This is a genomic window from Aquabacterium soli, from assembly GCF_003933735.1.
Taxonomy (GTDB): domain Bacteria; phylum Pseudomonadota; class Gammaproteobacteria; order Burkholderiales; family Burkholderiaceae_C; genus Aquabacterium; species Aquabacterium soli.
In genome coordinates this window covers 67,057-82,859 of sequence record NZ_RSED01000003.1, presented here as the reverse complement: position 1 = coordinate 82,859, position 15,803 = coordinate 67,057, and the positions used below count along the sequence as shown (strand labels likewise).

17 protein-coding genes are annotated in these 15,803 nt (G+C 65.9%); 9 read left to right on the top strand and 8 right to left on the bottom strand.

The features are described from left to right. The first annotated feature begins 27 nt into the window (after positions 1-27). The 4 genes from EIP75_RS04325 to EIP75_RS04310 all read left to right on the top strand — a co-directional run bounded on the left by EIP75_RS04325 (position 28) and on the right by EIP75_RS04310 (position 3,221). Positions 28-777, top strand: a complete 750-nt coding sequence (locus EIP75_RS04325) for a C40 family peptidase (RefSeq protein WP_338014900.1) — start codon at positions 28-30, stop codon at positions 775-777. 135 nt (positions 778-912) lie between these two features. Further along, a complete protein-coding gene (moaA, locus tag EIP75_RS04320) occupies positions 913-2,082 on the top strand; it encodes a GTP 3',8-cyclase MoaA (protein ID WP_125242010.1) in 1,170 nt (389 codons plus the stop codon). 7 nt (positions 2,083-2,089) lie between these two features. Further along, positions 2,090-2,692: a molybdenum cofactor guanylyltransferase MobA gene (gene mobA, locus EIP75_RS04315; RefSeq protein WP_125242009.1), complete on the top strand. Its 603-nt coding sequence runs from the start codon at positions 2,090-2,092 to the stop codon at positions 2,690-2,692. Beyond that, positions 2,673-3,221, top strand: a complete 549-nt coding sequence (locus tag EIP75_RS04310) for a GNAT family N-acetyltransferase (protein WP_125242008.1) — start codon at positions 2,673-2,675, stop codon at positions 3,219-3,221. The genes mobA and EIP75_RS04310 overlap by 20 nt, the downstream gene beginning before the upstream one ends. A gap of 29 nt (positions 3,222-3,250) precedes the next feature. Here EIP75_RS04310 and rnhA read toward each other — a convergent pair whose 3' ends face one another. Together rnhA and EIP75_RS04300 are read right to left on the bottom strand one after the other, a co-directional pair. After that, on the bottom strand, positions 3,251-3,703 hold the full coding sequence (rnhA, locus tag EIP75_RS04305; RefSeq protein WP_125242007.1) for a ribonuclease HI: 453 nt from the start codon (positions 3,701-3,703) through the stop codon (positions 3,251-3,253). Next, complete coding sequence (locus EIP75_RS04300; RefSeq protein ID WP_125242006.1) at positions 3,703-4,584, bottom strand: class I SAM-dependent methyltransferase; 882 nt, start codon at positions 4,582-4,584, stop codon at positions 3,703-3,705. Before EIP75_RS04300 ends, rnhA begins: the two co-directional genes overlap by 1 nt. Between EIP75_RS04300 and gloB the strand changes: the two genes are divergently transcribed. Together gloB and EIP75_RS04290 are read left to right on the top strand one after the other, a co-directional pair. Then, positions 4,583-5,368: a hydroxyacylglutathione hydrolase gene (gloB, locus tag EIP75_RS04295; RefSeq protein WP_125242005.1), complete on the top strand. Its 786-nt coding sequence runs from the start codon at positions 4,583-4,585 to the stop codon at positions 5,366-5,368. The genes EIP75_RS04300 and gloB overlap by 2 nt on opposite strands. After that, positions 5,365-7,227, top strand: a complete 1,863-nt coding sequence (locus EIP75_RS04290) for a transglycosylase SLT domain-containing protein (RefSeq protein ID WP_125242004.1) — start codon at positions 5,365-5,367, stop codon at positions 7,225-7,227. Before gloB ends, EIP75_RS04290 begins: the two co-directional genes overlap by 4 nt. A gap of 26 nt (positions 7,228-7,253) precedes the next feature. On the opposite strand, the gene recR is transcribed toward EIP75_RS04290, so the two are convergent. Genes recR through dnaX form a run of 3 tightly spaced genes read right to left on the bottom strand, consistent with a single transcriptional unit; the run spans position 7,254 to position 10,357 of the window. Continuing rightward, positions 7,254-7,841, bottom strand: a complete 588-nt coding sequence (recR, locus tag EIP75_RS04285; protein WP_125242003.1) for a recombination mediator RecR — start codon at positions 7,839-7,841, stop codon at positions 7,254-7,256. 22 nt (positions 7,842-7,863) lie between these two features. After that, positions 7,864-8,190, bottom strand: coding sequence for a YbaB/EbfC family nucleoid-associated protein (locus EIP75_RS04280; protein WP_125242002.1), 327 nt, complete (start codon positions 8,188-8,190; stop codon positions 7,864-7,866). A 58-nt stretch (positions 8,191-8,248) separates the two neighbouring features. After that, a complete protein-coding gene (dnaX, locus tag EIP75_RS04275; RefSeq protein WP_125242001.1) occupies positions 8,249-10,357 on the bottom strand; it encodes a DNA polymerase III subunit gamma/tau in 2,109 nt (702 codons plus the stop codon). Positions 10,358-10,716: 359 nt separating this feature from the next. On the opposite strand from dnaX, the gene EIP75_RS04270 reads away from it, so the two are divergent. Further along, positions 10,717-12,060, top strand: coding sequence for a DEAD/DEAH box helicase (locus tag EIP75_RS04270; protein ID WP_125242000.1), 1,344 nt, complete (start codon positions 10,717-10,719; stop codon positions 12,058-12,060). A 79-nt stretch (positions 12,061-12,139) separates the two neighbouring features. On the opposite strand, the gene EIP75_RS04265 is transcribed toward EIP75_RS04270, so the two are convergent. From EIP75_RS04265 to yaaA, 3 genes are all read right to left on the bottom strand, one after another. Beyond that, the gene (locus EIP75_RS04265) at positions 12,140-12,331 is read right to left on the bottom strand and encodes a hypothetical protein (protein WP_125241999.1); all 192 of its coding nucleotides are present in this window, start codon (positions 12,329-12,331) and stop codon (positions 12,140-12,142) included. Between the two features lie 156 nt (positions 12,332-12,487). Further along, positions 12,488-13,363, bottom strand: coding sequence for a 2OG-Fe(II) oxygenase (locus tag EIP75_RS04260; protein ID WP_125241998.1), 876 nt, complete (start codon positions 13,361-13,363; stop codon positions 12,488-12,490). Next, positions 13,360-14,139, bottom strand: a complete 780-nt coding sequence (yaaA, locus tag EIP75_RS04255) for a peroxide stress protein YaaA (protein ID WP_125241997.1) — start codon at positions 14,137-14,139, stop codon at positions 13,360-13,362. The genes EIP75_RS04260 and yaaA overlap by 4 nt, the downstream gene beginning before the upstream one ends. A 132-nt stretch (positions 14,140-14,271) precedes the next feature. Here yaaA and EIP75_RS04250 point away from each other — a divergent pair, with 132 nt between their 5' ends. Together EIP75_RS04250 and hslO are read left to right on the top strand one after the other, a co-directional pair. Then, positions 14,272-14,796, top strand: a complete 525-nt coding sequence (locus tag EIP75_RS04250; protein ID WP_125241996.1) for a gamma carbonic anhydrase family protein — start codon at positions 14,272-14,274, stop codon at positions 14,794-14,796. 4 nt (positions 14,797-14,800) lie between these two features. Next, the gene (hslO, locus tag EIP75_RS04245; RefSeq protein ID WP_125241995.1) at positions 14,801-15,784 is read left to right on the top strand and encodes an Hsp33 family molecular chaperone HslO; all 984 of its coding nucleotides are present in this window, start codon (positions 14,801-14,803) and stop codon (positions 15,782-15,784) included. Positions 15,785-15,803 lie beyond the last annotated feature (19 nt).

Genomic DNA, 15,803 nt, shown 5'->3' with positions numbered 1-15,803 from the left:
GTAGGATCTCCCCTACTCTTGCGCCCCATGCGTTTCATGTTCTGGAGTACGGGACGACGCCCCGGCCAAGAGGTGGCCTCTCGCGTCAAGTCCCTTTCGTTGGCAACCCTGCTGGCCGTTCTCGGTCTGGCAGCTGGTGCGCGCGACGTCCAGGCGCAGGCCAACCCCGCCCAGATCCTTGAAGCAGGTGCCGCCGCCACGACACCCAGCGGCACACCAGCCGCTCGCGAAGAGGCCGGCGACCCAGTGTCCCGCTTCCTGGCCGACAAGGGCCTGCTGAACACCCGCCCTGTTTCCGAGCTGGCCCAGCAGGTGCGCGACAAGGCCACGGACCTGGCCTCCGACCTCGTCATCTCCGCCATGGACTTCCTGGGCGTGCCCTACCGGCGCGGCGGAGACTCCAAGAGCGAAGGTTTCGACTGCAGCGGCTTCACCCGCCATGTGTTCGAACGCAGCATCGGCATGATCCTGCCGCGCCGCGCCGCCGAACAAGCGGCCATGCCCGGACTGGAGCAGGTCCGGCAGGCCGAACTCAAGCCAGGCGATCTGGTGTTCTTCAACACCCTGCGCCACACCTTCTCGCACGTCGGCATCTACATCGGCGACAACAAGTTCATCCATTCGCCCCGCGCGGGTGGTGCCGTGCGCATCGAAGACATGCGCATCGCCTACTGGCAGCAGCGTTTCGACGGCGCCCGCCGTGTACCCACACTGACGGCCAGCCAGGTGTCCGCCAGCACCCTGCTGCAACGCGCCAACGCAGACGCCGCGCCTTGACGGTGTCCGGGCTGCTTCAGCCCCCCGAACGCTTCTCGTACGCACGGCGCCCTTGACTGCCAACTGTTCACGCCAGTGCACAGGCAAAAACCTCCTGTGGATGCCCGCATGCCAAGTTGGGCGACAATTCCGCCCATGCGTGAGGCCCGTTTCATTCCTCTGAAACAAGAAAGCCCCCCGGCCCCTGCGTCCGGGGCGGTGCTGCCGCTGCCTTTGGCCATCGCCAGCCCCCTGCCTTCAGGCGTCCAGGCGCCACTCGATCTACTCCATCGTCCGCTGCGCGACCTGCGCATCTCTGTCACGGACCGATGCAACTTCCGCTGCGGCTACTGCATGCCGCGCTCCGTATACGGCCCCGGCCACCGCTTCCTGCCGCATCAGGCCCTGCTGAGCTTCGAAGAGATCGAGCGCGCCAGCCGCCTGATGGTGTCACTGGGCGTGCGCAAGCTTCGGCTCACCGGCGGCGAGCCGCTGATGCGCAAGCAACTCGACCAGTTGGTGGCTTCGCTTGCCCCGCTGCAGACACCCGAAGGCACCCCGGTCGAACTCACGCTCACCACCAACGCCTCGCTGCTGGCCGACAAGGCTGCCGCACTCAAGGCCGCCGGCCTGCACCGCGTCACCATCAGCCTGGACGCACTGGACGACACGATCTTCCAGCGCATGAACGATGCCGGCGTGTCGGTTCGCCAGGTGCTGCACGGCATCGAGGCGGCGCAGAAGGCCGGGCTGGGCCCCATCAAGGTCAACATGGTGGTGCAGCGCGGCGTCAACGAAGACCAGATCGTGCCCATGGCGCGCCACTTTCGGCACAGCAGCATCGAGCTGCGCTTCATCGAATACATGGATGTGGGCGCCAGCAACGGCTGGCAGATGGACCAGGTGCTGCCCTCCGAGCAGGTCCGTGAGCGCATTGCCGAGCATTTCCCGCTCCAGGCGCTGCCGGCCGCGCAGACTGGCGAAACGGCTAGGCGCGAGGCTTACTCGGACGGGGCGGGCACCATCGGCTTCATCTCCAGCGTCACGCAGGCCTTCTGCGGCGATTGCAACCGCCTGCGCCTGTCCACCGACGGGCGCCTGTACACCTGCCTGTTCGCCCACCAGGGCCACGATCTGCGCGCCGCCTTGCGGGCCGGCGATGACGACGACACCCTGCGCGCCCGGCTGCACGCCCTGTGGCAGCAGCGCCAAGACCGCTATTCGGCCCTGCGCGGCACCACCGCCTCGGCAGGCACCATGCACTCGCACGCCGAGCCACCAGCTGACGCTGCCCGACGCATCGAGATGAGCTACATCGGTGGCTGAAGGCGGCATGGATCTCCCGGTCGACGGCTGGCTCTTGTGCGGCGGTGAAGGCCGGCGCATGGGGGGCCAGGACAAGGGGCTGCTGGCCTGGCAGGCCCAGCCCCTGGCCCTGCATGCCGCGCGTGCCCTGGCACCCCAGGTTCGCCGCCTCACCCTCAATGCCAACCGGCACCTCGACCAGTACGCCGCATGGGGCTGGCCCGTGATGCCGGACGACGCCGATCTACCGTCCAAAGCCGGCCCGCTCTCGGGCATGCTGACCGGACTGCGCCACACCACCGCCGACTGGCTCCAGTTCAGCCCCTGTGACAGCCCGGCGCTGCCGGCCACCCTGGTGGCGCGTCTCTGGCAGGCGGCCCAGGCGGCCCAGGCGCTCATCGCTGTGCCTTGCAGCACCGATGCGGTCACCGGGGAGCCCCGCCATCACTGGACCACCGTGCTGGCCCACCGCGACACGCAACCCATCTTGCAGGACATGCTCCACCAAGGTGAGCGTCGCGTGGGTGAATGGGTACGCGCCTGCGCATGGATCGGCGTATGCTTCGAGCGCCCGGCAGATTTCATCAACATCAATACCCCGGAGACACTGCATGGAACGCCATGGCAATGAGGGGCTCCGCGTGGCGCGTGTCACGCCCGCAGAACTGAGTTCGTTCAAATCACTGCGCGATGAAGGCCTGCGCCTGCATCCCGAGGCCTTCGATGCCGACATCGAAGGCGAACAGGCCCGCCCGCCCGAAAGCTACATCGGCCGACTGGGCCTGTACGAGCCGCTTGGCGGCACCTTCCTGATCGGTGCCTGGCTGGGCCAGGAAATGGTCGGCATGATCGGCCTGGAGCGCCACAGCCTTCCCAAGCTGCGCCACAGCGCCGAGCTCAACAGCATGCTGGTCAAGCCGCGCCACTGCGGCAAGGGCATCGGCATGAGCTTGGTCAAGGAATGCCTGGCTCACGCCCGAAAGGCCGTGGGCCTGGAATTGATCACGCTGCGCGTGAGCACCGGCACCCCGGACGCCATCCGCCTCTACGAACGCGCGGGCTTCAAGGCCTGCGGCACCGTGCCGCACGCTGTGCGCCTGGTCGATGGCGCAGGCCAGGTCCGCTACAGCGACCGGCTCACGATGGCCCTGATCCTGTAAGGATCAAGCGCGGCCGGCTTCGATCCTCGTCAGGCCGACGCGTCGTGCACGCCGCGGTTGGCCAGCGCATCGGCCCGCTCGTTGCCCGGGTCTCCCGCATGGCCCTTCACCCAGCGCCAATCCACCTTGTGGCGTGACGCGGCTGCCTCCAGTTGCTGCCACAGCTCGGCGTTCTTTACGGGCTTGTTGTCGGCCGTCTTCCAGCCACGGCGCTTCCAGCCGTTGATCCATTCCGTGATGCCCTTGCGCACGTACTCGCTGTCCGTGTAGACGATGACATCGCACGGCTTCTTGAGCACACTCAGCGCCTGGATCACGGCTGTGAGTTCCATGCGGTTGTTGGTGGTGCCGTCTTCGCCGCCCCACATTTCCTTTTCGTGGGTGCCGCTCACCATCCACACGCCCCATCCACCCGGCCCCGGGTTGCCCTTGCAGGCCCCGTCCGTGTAGACCACCACCTTGGGCGATACCGCATCACTCATCACTTCGAATCCACTTGAGTGGCGGGTGCCTGCGCACCCACCGATTGAACATGGCGGTTGGCCACCACGGCCGGCGCCGCCTGCGGAGCCACCTTGGCCCGCTTGAGCTTGCCCACCAGGCGCATGCCACGCACGCGCTTGACCGCCACCACGAAATACACGGCACCCAGAACCGGCCACCAGCGCTCGCCGGCAGACTCCATCCACTGGAAGCGCGACCACCAGGTCTCGTTTCGCAGCATGGGCCGGTAGCAACCGAAGCTGCCGCCCTCCACCTCCAGGTCCAGCAGGCGCAACCAGTCGCGCAAGCGCCAGTAGGCGATGAACTCGCCCTGCGGCAGCACCATCGTGCGGCCCATGCCCCAATGCCCCATGCGCTGGCGCAGGCCCCACAGGCTGGCCGGATTGAATCCGGCGATCACCACACGGCCATCGGGCACCAGCACCCGCTCGACCTCGCGAAGCGTGTCGTGCGGGTCTCGAGCCAGCTCCAGTGCATGCGGCAGAACGACCAAATCCAGGCTGTTGCTCGGGAAAGGCAGCGATTCGAAATCGCAGCGCAGATGCACCCCGCTCATCGGCGGCAGCTCAGTGGGGTCTGGCACGATGATGTCCTGAGCGCGCTCCAGCACCAGCCCCGGGTCGGGCGCTTCAAGAGGAGGCGTCCAGCCCTGGTAGGCCGTGTCCAAGGCCAGCCAGCGATGCTGCATGCGGTTGGCACGCAGCGTCTCCATCTCCGGCAGCCCGAGCTGCAGGGCATGAAAGCCGAACACATCGGCCACCAATCGATCCATCTGAGCCTGCTCCCATTCGAGCAGGGCTCTGCCGGCCGGCAAAGCCAACCAGGGGTGCAACTCTATAATCGGATCGACTTTCGTCATGAAACTGCTTGCCCTGCCCGCCTTCACCGACAACTACATCTGGATGATCAGCGACGGCCGCCAGGCCCTCGTGGTCGACCCAGGTGACGCCACGCCTGTGCTGCAGGCCCTGCAAGACCATCAGCTGTCGCTGGCCGCCATTCTAGTGACCCATCGCCACCTCGATCACACGGGCGGCCTTGCTGCCTTGCGTCCGGTGTTGCAAGGCCCCGTCTACGGACCCCGGCACGAAGCGATCGACGGCCTCGACATCCCTGTCGGCGAGGGCGACCGCTTCGAAGCCCTGGACCTGCAGTTCGAGACATGGGACACGCCGGGCCACACCGCGGGCCATGTCAGTTACCTCGCGCTACCAGCCCAGGGTATGCCGTGGCCCCAGACACTGGTATTCTGTGGGGATACCTTGTTTTCTGCCGGATGCGGGCGCCTTTTCGATGGCACCGCAGCGCAGTTGCTGCACTCCCTGGATCGGCTGGCTGCTCTGCCAGCAGATACGTGGCTGTGCCCAACCCACGAATACACCGTGTCGAACCTGCGATTTGCCAGCGCTGCCGATCCCGGCAACCCGGATGTGGCCGAAGCTTTGAATCAAAGCCTGGCCCTGCGCGCGCGCGGCGAGTTCACGCTGCCCACCCAGGTGGGCCGTGAACGGCAGATCAACCCTTTCCTGCGCTACCGCCAGCCGACGGTGGTGGCGCAAGCCCTGAAGCAAGGCGCGCCCGACGCCTCCGCCCTGTCGGTCTTCACCACCTTGCGTCAGTGGAAGAACCATTACCCAGCATGAGCATCCTGCACACCCTCCCATCCCTGGGCCGAACGGCCTGCAACCTGCTCACTTTCTCCTCCTTCCTTCTCCTGACTGCCTGCAGTTCGATCGACCTGCCCTTCGCCCGGAACGATGCCGCCAGCACCCTGTCCGATGCACCGACCGCCAGCGGCAACGCCGAGCGCGCCTCCCGGCTGGCACTGGCCGGTACGGGCACGGACACCCCTCCAAGGGCCGTGGACGGCGCGCGCGCACCCAATGCCCCGTCTGTGATCACGCGCAGCCTGTCGCTTGATGCGATCAAGGGCAGCACCGCCGCGCAGGCCATCACTGATGAAGATGAGGCCAAAAACGCTGTTGGCCAGCCCACCGACGCGCTGCGCCCCGAGACCACCCTCAACCTCGACGACCGTGAGGCCGCCAAGGACCTGTGGGGCCGCGTGCGCCAGGGCTTCACCCTGCCCCCGCTCGAATCCGAACTGGTCGCCGACCATGAGCGCTGGTATGCCAGCCGCCCCGACTACGTCCAGCGCATGACCGACCGAGCCAACCGCTATCTCTTCCACGTGGTCGAAGAGGTCGAACGCCGGGGCATGCCCACCGAACTGGCCCTGCTGCCCTTCATCGAAAGTGCCTTCAACCCGCAGGCCCTGTCGTCTGCCCGCGCTTCGGGCATCTGGCAGTTCATGCCCGCAACAGGCAAGGATTTCGAACTCAAGCAGAACCTGTTCCGCGACGACCGTCGCGACGTGCTCGCGTCCACCCGCGCGGCGATGGACTACCTGCAGCGCCTGCACCGCATGTTCGGCGACTGGCACCTGGCCCTGGCCGCCTACAACTGGGGTGAAGGCAATGTGCAGCGCGCCATCGCGCGCAACACCAAGGCCGGCCTGCCCACGGATTACCTCAGCCTGAACATGCCGCCCGAAACGCGCAACTACGTGCCCAAGCTGCACGCGGTGCGCAACATCGTGGCCAACCCCGAAAGCCATGGCCTGGCGCTGAGCCCCATCGAGAACCACCCCTACTTCGTGAGTGTGCCCATCCAGCGCGACATGGACGTGACGCTGGCCGCCCGCCTGGCCCAGTTGACCCAGGCCGATTTCCAGGCCCTCAACCCCTCGATGAACAAGCCGGTGATCCTGGCGGCCGGCACGCCCCAGATCCTGCTGCCCTACGACAACGCCAGCAGTTTCATGCACAACCTGTCGCGCCACAAGGGAGCCCTGGCCACCTGGACGGCCTGGGTCGTGCCCAAGACCATGCGCCCTGGCGATGCCGCCAAGCGGCTGGGCATGAGCGAGAACGATCTGCGCGACATCAACCGCATCCCGCCGCGCATGCTGGTCAAGGCCGGCTCGACTTTGCTGGTGCCCCGCTCGCAGCACCGCGAGCAGGACGTCTCCGAAAGCGTGGCCGACAACGCCATGATGGCCCTGGCCCCTGATCTGCCCCCGATGCGCCGCATGACCGTCAAGGCCCGCAAGCGCGACACGGTGGCCAGCATCGCCCGCCGCTACAAGGTGAGCGAGGTCCAGGTGGCGCAGTGGAACAAGGTGCGTGTGGGTGCGAGCTTCAAGCGTGCTGAAGCCGTGGTCGTCTACGTGCCGGTCAAGGCCAAGGCGACACGTGCCACGGCAGCGCGTGACAGCGACGATGACCAGCCCAAGGGCAAGGCACGCGTGACCCTGGCATCCAAGGCTGGCGCCAAGGGCGTGCGTACACACAAGGGCACCAAGGTGGCATCGACCAAGTTGGCAGACAAGGGCAAGATCCGCCAGGTCGCCTCACGCAACAACCAGGGCAAGGCCCGTGTCGTGCCTGCGAGCCGCCAGCAACCCCGTGCGCGGGTGGTGGCTGCGAACCTCAACCCCTGAACCACGCGGGGCGCAGGCGGACCGCCTCAGCGGCGGTCCATCAATGCGTGGGCGATGGTGCCCAGATCCACGTATTCCAGCTCACTGCCCACCGGCACGCCACGCGCCAGGCGCGTCACGCGCACACCGCGCTGCCGGAGCTGCTCTGACAGCACATGGGCGGTCACCTCGCCTTCGGCTGTGAAGTTGGTGGCCAGTACCACCTCATCGACCACGCCATCGTTGGCACGCTCCAGCAAGCGCGTCACACCGATGTCGTGCATGCCCACGCCGTCCAGCGGACTCAAGGCCCCGGCCAACACGAAGTACAGGCCGCGGTAGCTACCGGTGCGCTCCAGCGCGGCCTGGTCGGCAGGCGTCTCGACCACGCACAGCATCCGCGCATCCCGGGTCGGGTCCAGGCAGGTGGCGCAAATGCGGTCGCGACTGAAGGTGTGGCAGCGCTCGCAATGCCCGATCTCATCGACAGCCTGCAGCAGCGACTGCGCCAGGCGCACGGCGCCATTGCGGTCATGCTGCAGCAGATGGAAAGCCATGCGCTGCGCCGATTTCTGGCCGATGCCAGGCAGCACGCGCAAGGCTTCGATCAACCGGTTGACGACGGGATCGGTCACAGCAATGCGGTTGTGGGCGCGATCAGAACGGGAACTTCATGCCGGGAGGCATGGGCATGCCTGCCGTCAGCTTTCCCATCTTCTCGGTCGACGTGGCTTCCGCCTTGCGAACGGCATCGTTGAAAGCCGCGGCCACCAGGTCTTCGAGCATGTCCTTGTCATCGGCCAGCAGGCTGGGGTCGATGGTCACGCGCTTAACATCGTTCTTGCAGGTCATCACGACCTTGACCAGGCCGGCACCGGATTGGCCTTCGACCTCGATCAGGGCCAGTTCATCCTGGGCCTTCTTGAGGTTGTCCTGCATTTGCTGGGCTTGTTTCATCAAGCCTGCCAATTGTCCTTTGAGCATGAAACGTCCTTTCGTTCTTCAGATGGCGTCATTGTCCGCCATGGCGGCGGCGGAGATGTCAGAGAGGGGCGATCGAACCGCTCACGATCCGGGCGCCGGGGTACTGGGCGAGCAGGGTGTTGACCAGCGGATCCTGCTGGATCAGGTGTTCTGCGGCGGCCTGCCGGCCTGCCCGGGCGGCCTGCTCGCGCAGCGCTGGCGTGTCCTTGGCCACACCAGCCTCCAGCTCAATGTTGGCCTCGTCGCCCAGCACCTTTCGCACGGCGGCGGTCAGGCGCTCACGCTGGGTGTCTCCGCGCAGGGTCTCGCGCTCGACGCGCAGGCGCCAGACCGACGCGCCGCCGCTTTCCTGCACGTCCACACACTCAGCCTGCATGGCGAGCTCGCGCACCAGGGCGGCCAGCAAGCCATCTTGCTGCATGCGCGCCACCAGGTCGGCCCAACGATCGCCCAGCGGCGTGGTCGGCACCACGGGCACCACCGTGCGTTGTCCTGCCTGCGGCGCGGCCGCCATGGCGGGTTCCGGTACTTCCGGAGCCAGCACAGGTTGGCGGGCGGGGGGCGCCTGCCTGGCGGCTGCAGCGATTGGTCGCGACTCTGCGGGGTGCTCAAAAGGCACTTCCCGCATGTAGGAGGGCTCGTCGTCAACCACAGGGATGTCGTCATCCCAGGGGGGCACCTGCTCCTGGCGCGGCGCCTGGGCCGCCGCCGGGGCGGGTGCGGGTGCGGGTGGCGACGATGGGGGAGGCGTGGCGGCGCGAGGCACCGTGGCCCTGTCGGGCGAGGTGACACCATCGGGAGTGGGCGCTCGAGGCGCTGCAGCCGGTGCCGGCGCCGATGTGGGCGCCTGGGCAGGCCTGGGCGCAGGCGCGACAGCCGCCTGGACAGGCGGCTGCTGCGGCGAGCTCCGCACGGCGGGCACCGTCGGCGCAACGGTGGCCACCGCTGCCTGGGCGCTCACGGCAACACCAGGCGCTTCACGCACCGCCACGGGCTGCACCGGGACTGAGGGCCCGGCCAGCTTTGCAGCCACCGGGCCTTCAGCTTTTGGGTGGTCGCGCTCCCTGTCACCGGCGGGCTTGAATGCCAGCCAGCGCAGCAACACCATCAACAGCCCGGCATGATCATCCGGCGCCAGGGCCAACTCAGCGCGGCCATGCAGGGCCAGGCTGTAGAACAGCTGGCATTCATCAGGTGCCAGCCGGCGTGACAGAGGCAGCCAGGGGGCCTTGTCAGGATCACTGTCGGCCAGCCCGGGCACGGTCTGCAGCACCGCGATGTTTTGCAGCGCTGCGGCCAGGTCGTCCAGCGTGCCCTGCGCCGACAGCCCCAGTCGCCTAAGGTTGTCTGCCGCGTCAATCAGCGCGGGGCCATCGCCATCGACCACGGCGTCCAGGATGGTGAACAGGTGCTGGCGATCCACGGACCCCAGCATCTGCCGCACCACGGCTTCGTCCAGACGACCGGCACCGTAGGCGATGGCCTGGTCGGTCAGCGACAGGCCATCGCGCATCGAGCCCCGCGCGGCACGCGCCAGCAGGTGCAGCGCGCCGGGCTCGAAAGGCACGGCCTCTTGCGTCAGCACCTGCTCGAGGTGCTCCTGCACGGTCTGCATCGCCATCGGGCGCAGGTTGAATTGCAGGCAGCGCGACAGGACGGTAACCGGCACCTTCTGAGGGTCGGTCGTGGCCAGCACGAACTTCAGGTAATCCGGCGGTTCTTCCAGCGTCTTGAGCATCGCGTTGAACGCAGTGTTCGAGAGCATGTGCACTTCGTCGATCATGTAGACCTTGAAGCGCCCCACCACCGGTTTGTAGACTGCCTGATCGAGCAGCTGCGAGATCTCTTCGACCCCGCGGTTGGACGCGGCGTCCATCTCGACATAGTCGACGAAGCGCCCGGAATCGATGTCGCGGCACGGCTGGCACTGCCCACAAGGCGTGGCGGTGATGCCGCCCTGCCCGTCCGGGCCCGTGCAATTGAGTGATTTGGCCAGGATGCGCGACACAGTCGTCTTGCCCACCCCACGTGTGCCGGTGAAGAGATAGGCGTGGTGCAGCCTTTGCTGGGTGAGTGCATTGGCCAGGGCCTGGACCACATGGCCCTGGCCCACCATGGCCTCGAAACTGAGAGGGCGGTACTTGCGCGCCAGAACCGTCGATGTCATGGGCGGATTGTAGAGGGGCTCAAGGGCTCTGAACCCTTCCCCATATTCATGGGACCGACCCACGACACTGACGGGTTTCAACCACGGAAATCACAAATTGCGATACAATTGGATACATTTGACCCTCAATCCAAGGACGAAGCATCGAAACCCGGTCTATGAATTGCCTCTGTGCGGACCTACAATCCGCCTGCGTCAAACACACGTTTAACATAAGTCAAACGCGCACCGAGACATGCTCTGAGGTGTGGTGGGCCAACAGCCAGACGCGCGAAGACCAGAATATTGTTCACACCCGAACCTATTCGTTAGCGTCGCCTTATTTTGCCCACCTTTGCTTTTAAAAAAGGCCAGCAGTCATGTCGTTCGATAGTTTGGGATTGGCCGAGCCAATTCTGAAAGCCATTTCGGAAGCGGGTTACGAAACCCCCACGCCCATTCAGTTGCAAGCCATTCCCCTCGTGCTCACCGGCACGGATTTGCTGGCCGGCGCACAAACCGGCACAGGCAAAACCGCGGGTTTTACCTTGCCTTTGCTGCACCTGATGTCCGGGACCGGCAAACCCCGCCCTCAAGAGCCACGTCGTGTGCGTGCCCTGATTCTGACCCCCACACGTGAACTGGCCGCCCAGGTTGAAGAAAGCGTGCGCACGTATTCCAAATACCTGCCGCTGCGATCCATGGTGATTTTCGGCGGCGTCGGCATGAATCCCCAGATCGACGCCTTGCGCCGTGGTGTGGATATTCTCGTGGCCACGCCAGGCCGCCTGCTCGACCACCATCAGCAAGGCACCCTGGATCTCAGCCATGTGGAATATTTCATCCTGGACGAAGCCGACCGCATGCTGGACATGGGCTTCATCCACGACATCCGCCGCGTGCTGGCCGTGTTGCCCCCCAAGAAGCAGAGCCTGCTGTTTTCGGCCACCTTCTCCGACGAGATCAAGGCCCTCGCCGAGCGGCTGCTCAACCAGCCCAAGACCATCGAGGTGGCCCGCCGCAACGCCACGGCCGACACGGTCGAACAAAGCGTGCACCCGGTTGACCGCGATCGCAAGAAGGAGCTCCTGGCCCACCTGATCACCTCGAACAGGTGGTCACAAGTGCTGGTGTTCACGCGCATGAAGCACGGCGCCAACCGCCTGGTCGAGTTCCTGCAGAAGCAGGACATCACCGCCATGGCCATCCACGGCAACAAGAGCCAGAGCGCACGCACGCGCGCCCTGTCCGAGTTCAAGACGGGTGAGCTTCAGGTGCTGGTGGCCACGGACATCGCCGCGCGCGGCATCGACATCGACCAACTGCCGCATGTCGTCAATTTCGAACTGCCCAATGTGCCCGAGGACTACGTGCACCGCATCGGCCGCACCGGCCGCGCCGGCTCCGAAGGCCGCGCCATCTCGCTGGTGTGCGTTGACGAAGAAGGCTTCCTGTCCGACATCGAGCGCCTGATCAAACGCCCCATTCCGCGCGAGATCGTGAAGGGCTTCGAGCCTGATCCCAACGCCAAGCCAGAACCCATCCAACTGGGCCGACGCGTGCTGCACGGCGGCTCGGGCAAGCCCGGTGGTGACCGGGCGGGTGCCTCTGGCGGTCAAGGGCAACCCCGCCAAGGCGGCCGGCCGGGCGGCAGCCGTGCACCGCAAGGCAGCGGTGGCGCACGCCGTGGCTCTGGCAACGGCGATCGGGGCCGTTTCCGCTGACAGAAGTAAACAAAACAAAACCCGGCCTAGGCCGGGTTTTTTACTGCAGGCGGACGCTCGATCCGCCAAGCCGCATCGATCAGTTCGAAGCTGCGGCGGATGCAGCTGATGCCGCCTTCTTGGCCTTCTTGGCAGCCTTCTTGGCCTTCTTGGCGTGAGCCGAAGCGGCTTCGGAAGCGGCTGGGGCGGCCGAAGGAGCGGTCGTGGCTTCAGCGGCGAAAGCGCCAACAGCGAACATGGAAGCAATCAGAGCGGCGGTCAGCTTTTTCATGGACAAGACTCCAGGGTGTTGAAGTGAAGGGTTGCTTGGTCAGGCTCGCTTATGCAGGCCTGTGCAATGACAACGCGGGCTGTTTTGCCATGGTTGACACACCGTCGGCACCTATTTTCAATATGACTGGAACCTGAATAGCGACCGCCCCGCGATTCAATCAAAACGGCCTTGCCGCATCCATTTGGTGGCCACCCACTTCTCACCCTGAACCACCGGCGCACCGCCATGCAGGGTCTTGGTGGCCGCCATGGGCTGGCTGTAGCTGAAGAACACGGCATGCCCCTCGATCGGATGCACCGTGAGGCCTGCGTCCGGGAACACGGTGGCACCGCCCTGCTCGGGTGTGTTGAGGTACATCACAACGGTACCCACACGCTGGCCGCCGCGCCGAAGCACCGCCGCCGTGCCAGGCTGGGCCGGATCGAAATAATCGAAATGGGGTTTGTACTCGGCCCCCGGGCCGTAGCGCAGCACCTGGAGCCCTTCACCGTTCTCGATCGGCCAGTTGAGCAAAGCCGCCAACCGGGCTTCGATGCGGGCCACCAGTTCGTTCTCGCCTCGGGTGAAAAACATGCCCTCGCTGGTGCGCGCGGCGTTGACTTCGCTGCCCCCCGTGGCATGCACCACGGTCTCGGATCGGGCCAGGCGATCACCGGCCAGGGCCCTCAGCTCAGCGCACTCCTGCGCCGACAGCAGATCGGCAAACACCACCAGCCCAGGGTGTTCCTGGCTGAGCACCACCCTGACGGTGCGGTCGACCGCCCAGATTTCGTGCCCTGCACCCGGCGCCAGCGCCGGCAAGGGGGTAATGCTCAGGTGAGCAGCCGCCTGGGCGGCTGCCTGCACGTCGGTGCCCGAAGGCTGCACACGGCCGCTCATCACCTCTTCCAGGGCGGCCAGCGCAATGCCCTCCTGCCAGCCACTGGCCTTCATGGCCTGCAGCACGGCATCAGCGCCATGGCCAGCATGGACCTGCGCTGCGATCCACTGGCGCAAGTCGTCGGTGATGACCTGGGCCGCCTCGCTCATGCGCCCTCCAGCTTGCGCCGGAACACCATGCGGTCTGGCTCGGAGGCCTCTGCCACGTGGGCATAGCCCTCGGATTTGAAGCTGCTCAGCGCCTTGAGTGTTGCCGCGCGCTTGAGGATGGCGTGGCGGGCCATGAGGCCCCTGGCACGCTTGGCGTGGAAACTGATCACCTTCCACTGGCCGTTCTTCCAATCCTCGAAAACGCAGTCGACCACCCGGGCGTTCAAGGCCTTGCGCTTGACAGCCTTGAAGTACTCCTGCGAAGCGAGGTTGACCACCAGATCATCCTTCTGCGCGGCCAGCACCTGGTTGAGGTGCTCGGCCAGCGTGTCCCCCCACCAGGCGTACAGATCCTTGCCTCTTGAATTTGGCAGCCTGGTGCCCATCTCCAGACGGTAAGGCTGCATGAGGTCCAGCGGACGCAGGATGCCGTACAGGCCGCTCAGGATGGCCACATGGTCCTGCGCCCAATCCAGGTCGGCCTGCTTGAGCGTGGCGGCCTGCAGGCCTTCGTAGACATCGCCATTGAAGGCCAGCACGGCCTGCTTGCTGTTGGCCCCGGTGAACTTGCGCGACCAGGCCCCATAACGCGCCACGTTGAGTTGCGACAGGGCCTCGCTGAGGTCCATCAACGAAGCGATCTGGGCTGGGGTGTAGGGCTTGAGCACCTCGATCAGCGCGGCCGATTGGTCCACGAACTGCGGAAGGGTGTGTCGATCGGTGACCGGCGGGGTTTCGTAGTCCAGGCTCTTGGCCGGGGAAAGCAGGATCAGCATGGGCCTTGGGGCGTCCCGCCACGCGGTGCGCCAGAAAAACGGAGAATCTTGGAAACCCCAAGCGTACCAGGGGTGCCCGGCCCTTCGGGCGCAAGCCTACAATCCGCACTCGCTTTCCTGGAGTATCCCCACATGGCTCTGTACCGCATCAAAGACAAGGCGCCCGAGGTGCACGCCAGCGCCTACGTGGCAGACTCCGCCGACGTGATCGGCCACGTGATATTGGAGGAAGGTGCCAGCGTGTGGTCGCACGTGGCCATCCGCGGCGACAACGAGACCATCCGCGTCGGCACGCGCTCGAACGTACAGGAAGGCTCGGTGCTGCACACCGATATCGGCTTTCCCCTGACGATCGGCCAGGACGTGACGATCGGCCATCAGGTGATGCTGCACGGGTGCACCATCGGCGATGGTGCCCTGGTCGGCATCCAGGCCGTGGTCCTCAACGGCGCCGTGATCGGCAAGGGCTGCCTGGTGGCGGCCGGCGCGCTGGTCACCGAGGGCAAGGTGTTCGAAGACGGCATGCTGATCATGGGCTCGCCTGCCAAGGCCGTGCGCCCTTTGACGGACGCTGACCGCATGCGCATGCAGATCGGCACGGCCCTTTACGTGCAGAAGGCCGCAGAGTACAAAACGGACATGGTCCGCGTGGATTGAGAACATGAGCGACGAACTGCATAAATTCCTGTTCGAAGGCCTGCCCGTGCGCGGCATGCTGGTGCGCCTGACCGACAGCTGGCGCGAAGTGCTTCGCCGCCGCGAAGGCGGCGAGCCCTTTGCGCCACCGGTGCGCCAGTTGCTGGGCGAGATGGCAGCGGCCGGCGTGCTGATGCAGGCCAACATCAAGTTCAATGGCGCGGTGATCCTGCAGATCATGGGCGATGGCCCCGTGAAGCTGGCGGTGGCCGAAGTGCAACCCAACCTGGGCTTTCGCACCACGGCCAAGGTGGTGGGCGAAGTACCGGCCACCGACAACGGCCACCTGCCCCTGGAGGTGCTGGTGAACGTGGGCGGCAAGGGCCGCTGCGCGATCACGCTGGACCCACTCGATCGCCAGCCCGGCCAGCAGCCCTACCAGGGCGTGGTGCCCCTGCACGGTGACCAGCGAGAGCCTCTGCAGGCACTCAGCCAGGTGCTGGAGCACTACATGCTGCAATCGGAACAGCTCGACACCAAGCTGATCCTGGCCGCAGATGATGACATCGCGGCCGGCCTGCTGATCCAGCGCTTGCCTATCCAGGGCGAAGGCAATCTGGGCGGCAGCCGCAACGAGGACGAGATCGGCCTGAGCGAGCACTACAACCGCATCGCGCACCTGGCCTCCACCCTCACCCGCGAAGAGCTGCTGAACCTGGATGTCGACACCATCCTGCGCCGACTGTTCTGGGAAGAAGACATCCGCCGCTTCGAGCCCCTGATCGGGCAGACGGGGCCGCATTTCTCCTGCACCTGCTCACGCGAGCGCGTCGCGGGCATGCTGCGCAACCTGGGCCGCGAAGAGATCGACTCCATCGTCGCCGAACAGGGCCAGGTGGACATCGGCTGCGAATTCTGCGGCCTGCATTACCACTTCGACCCGGTGGATGTGGGCGAGTTGTTCACCGACGACGCGGACCACGCCCCCGGCTCTACCCGGCTTCAGTAGGGCCTGACCCGTTCGCTCA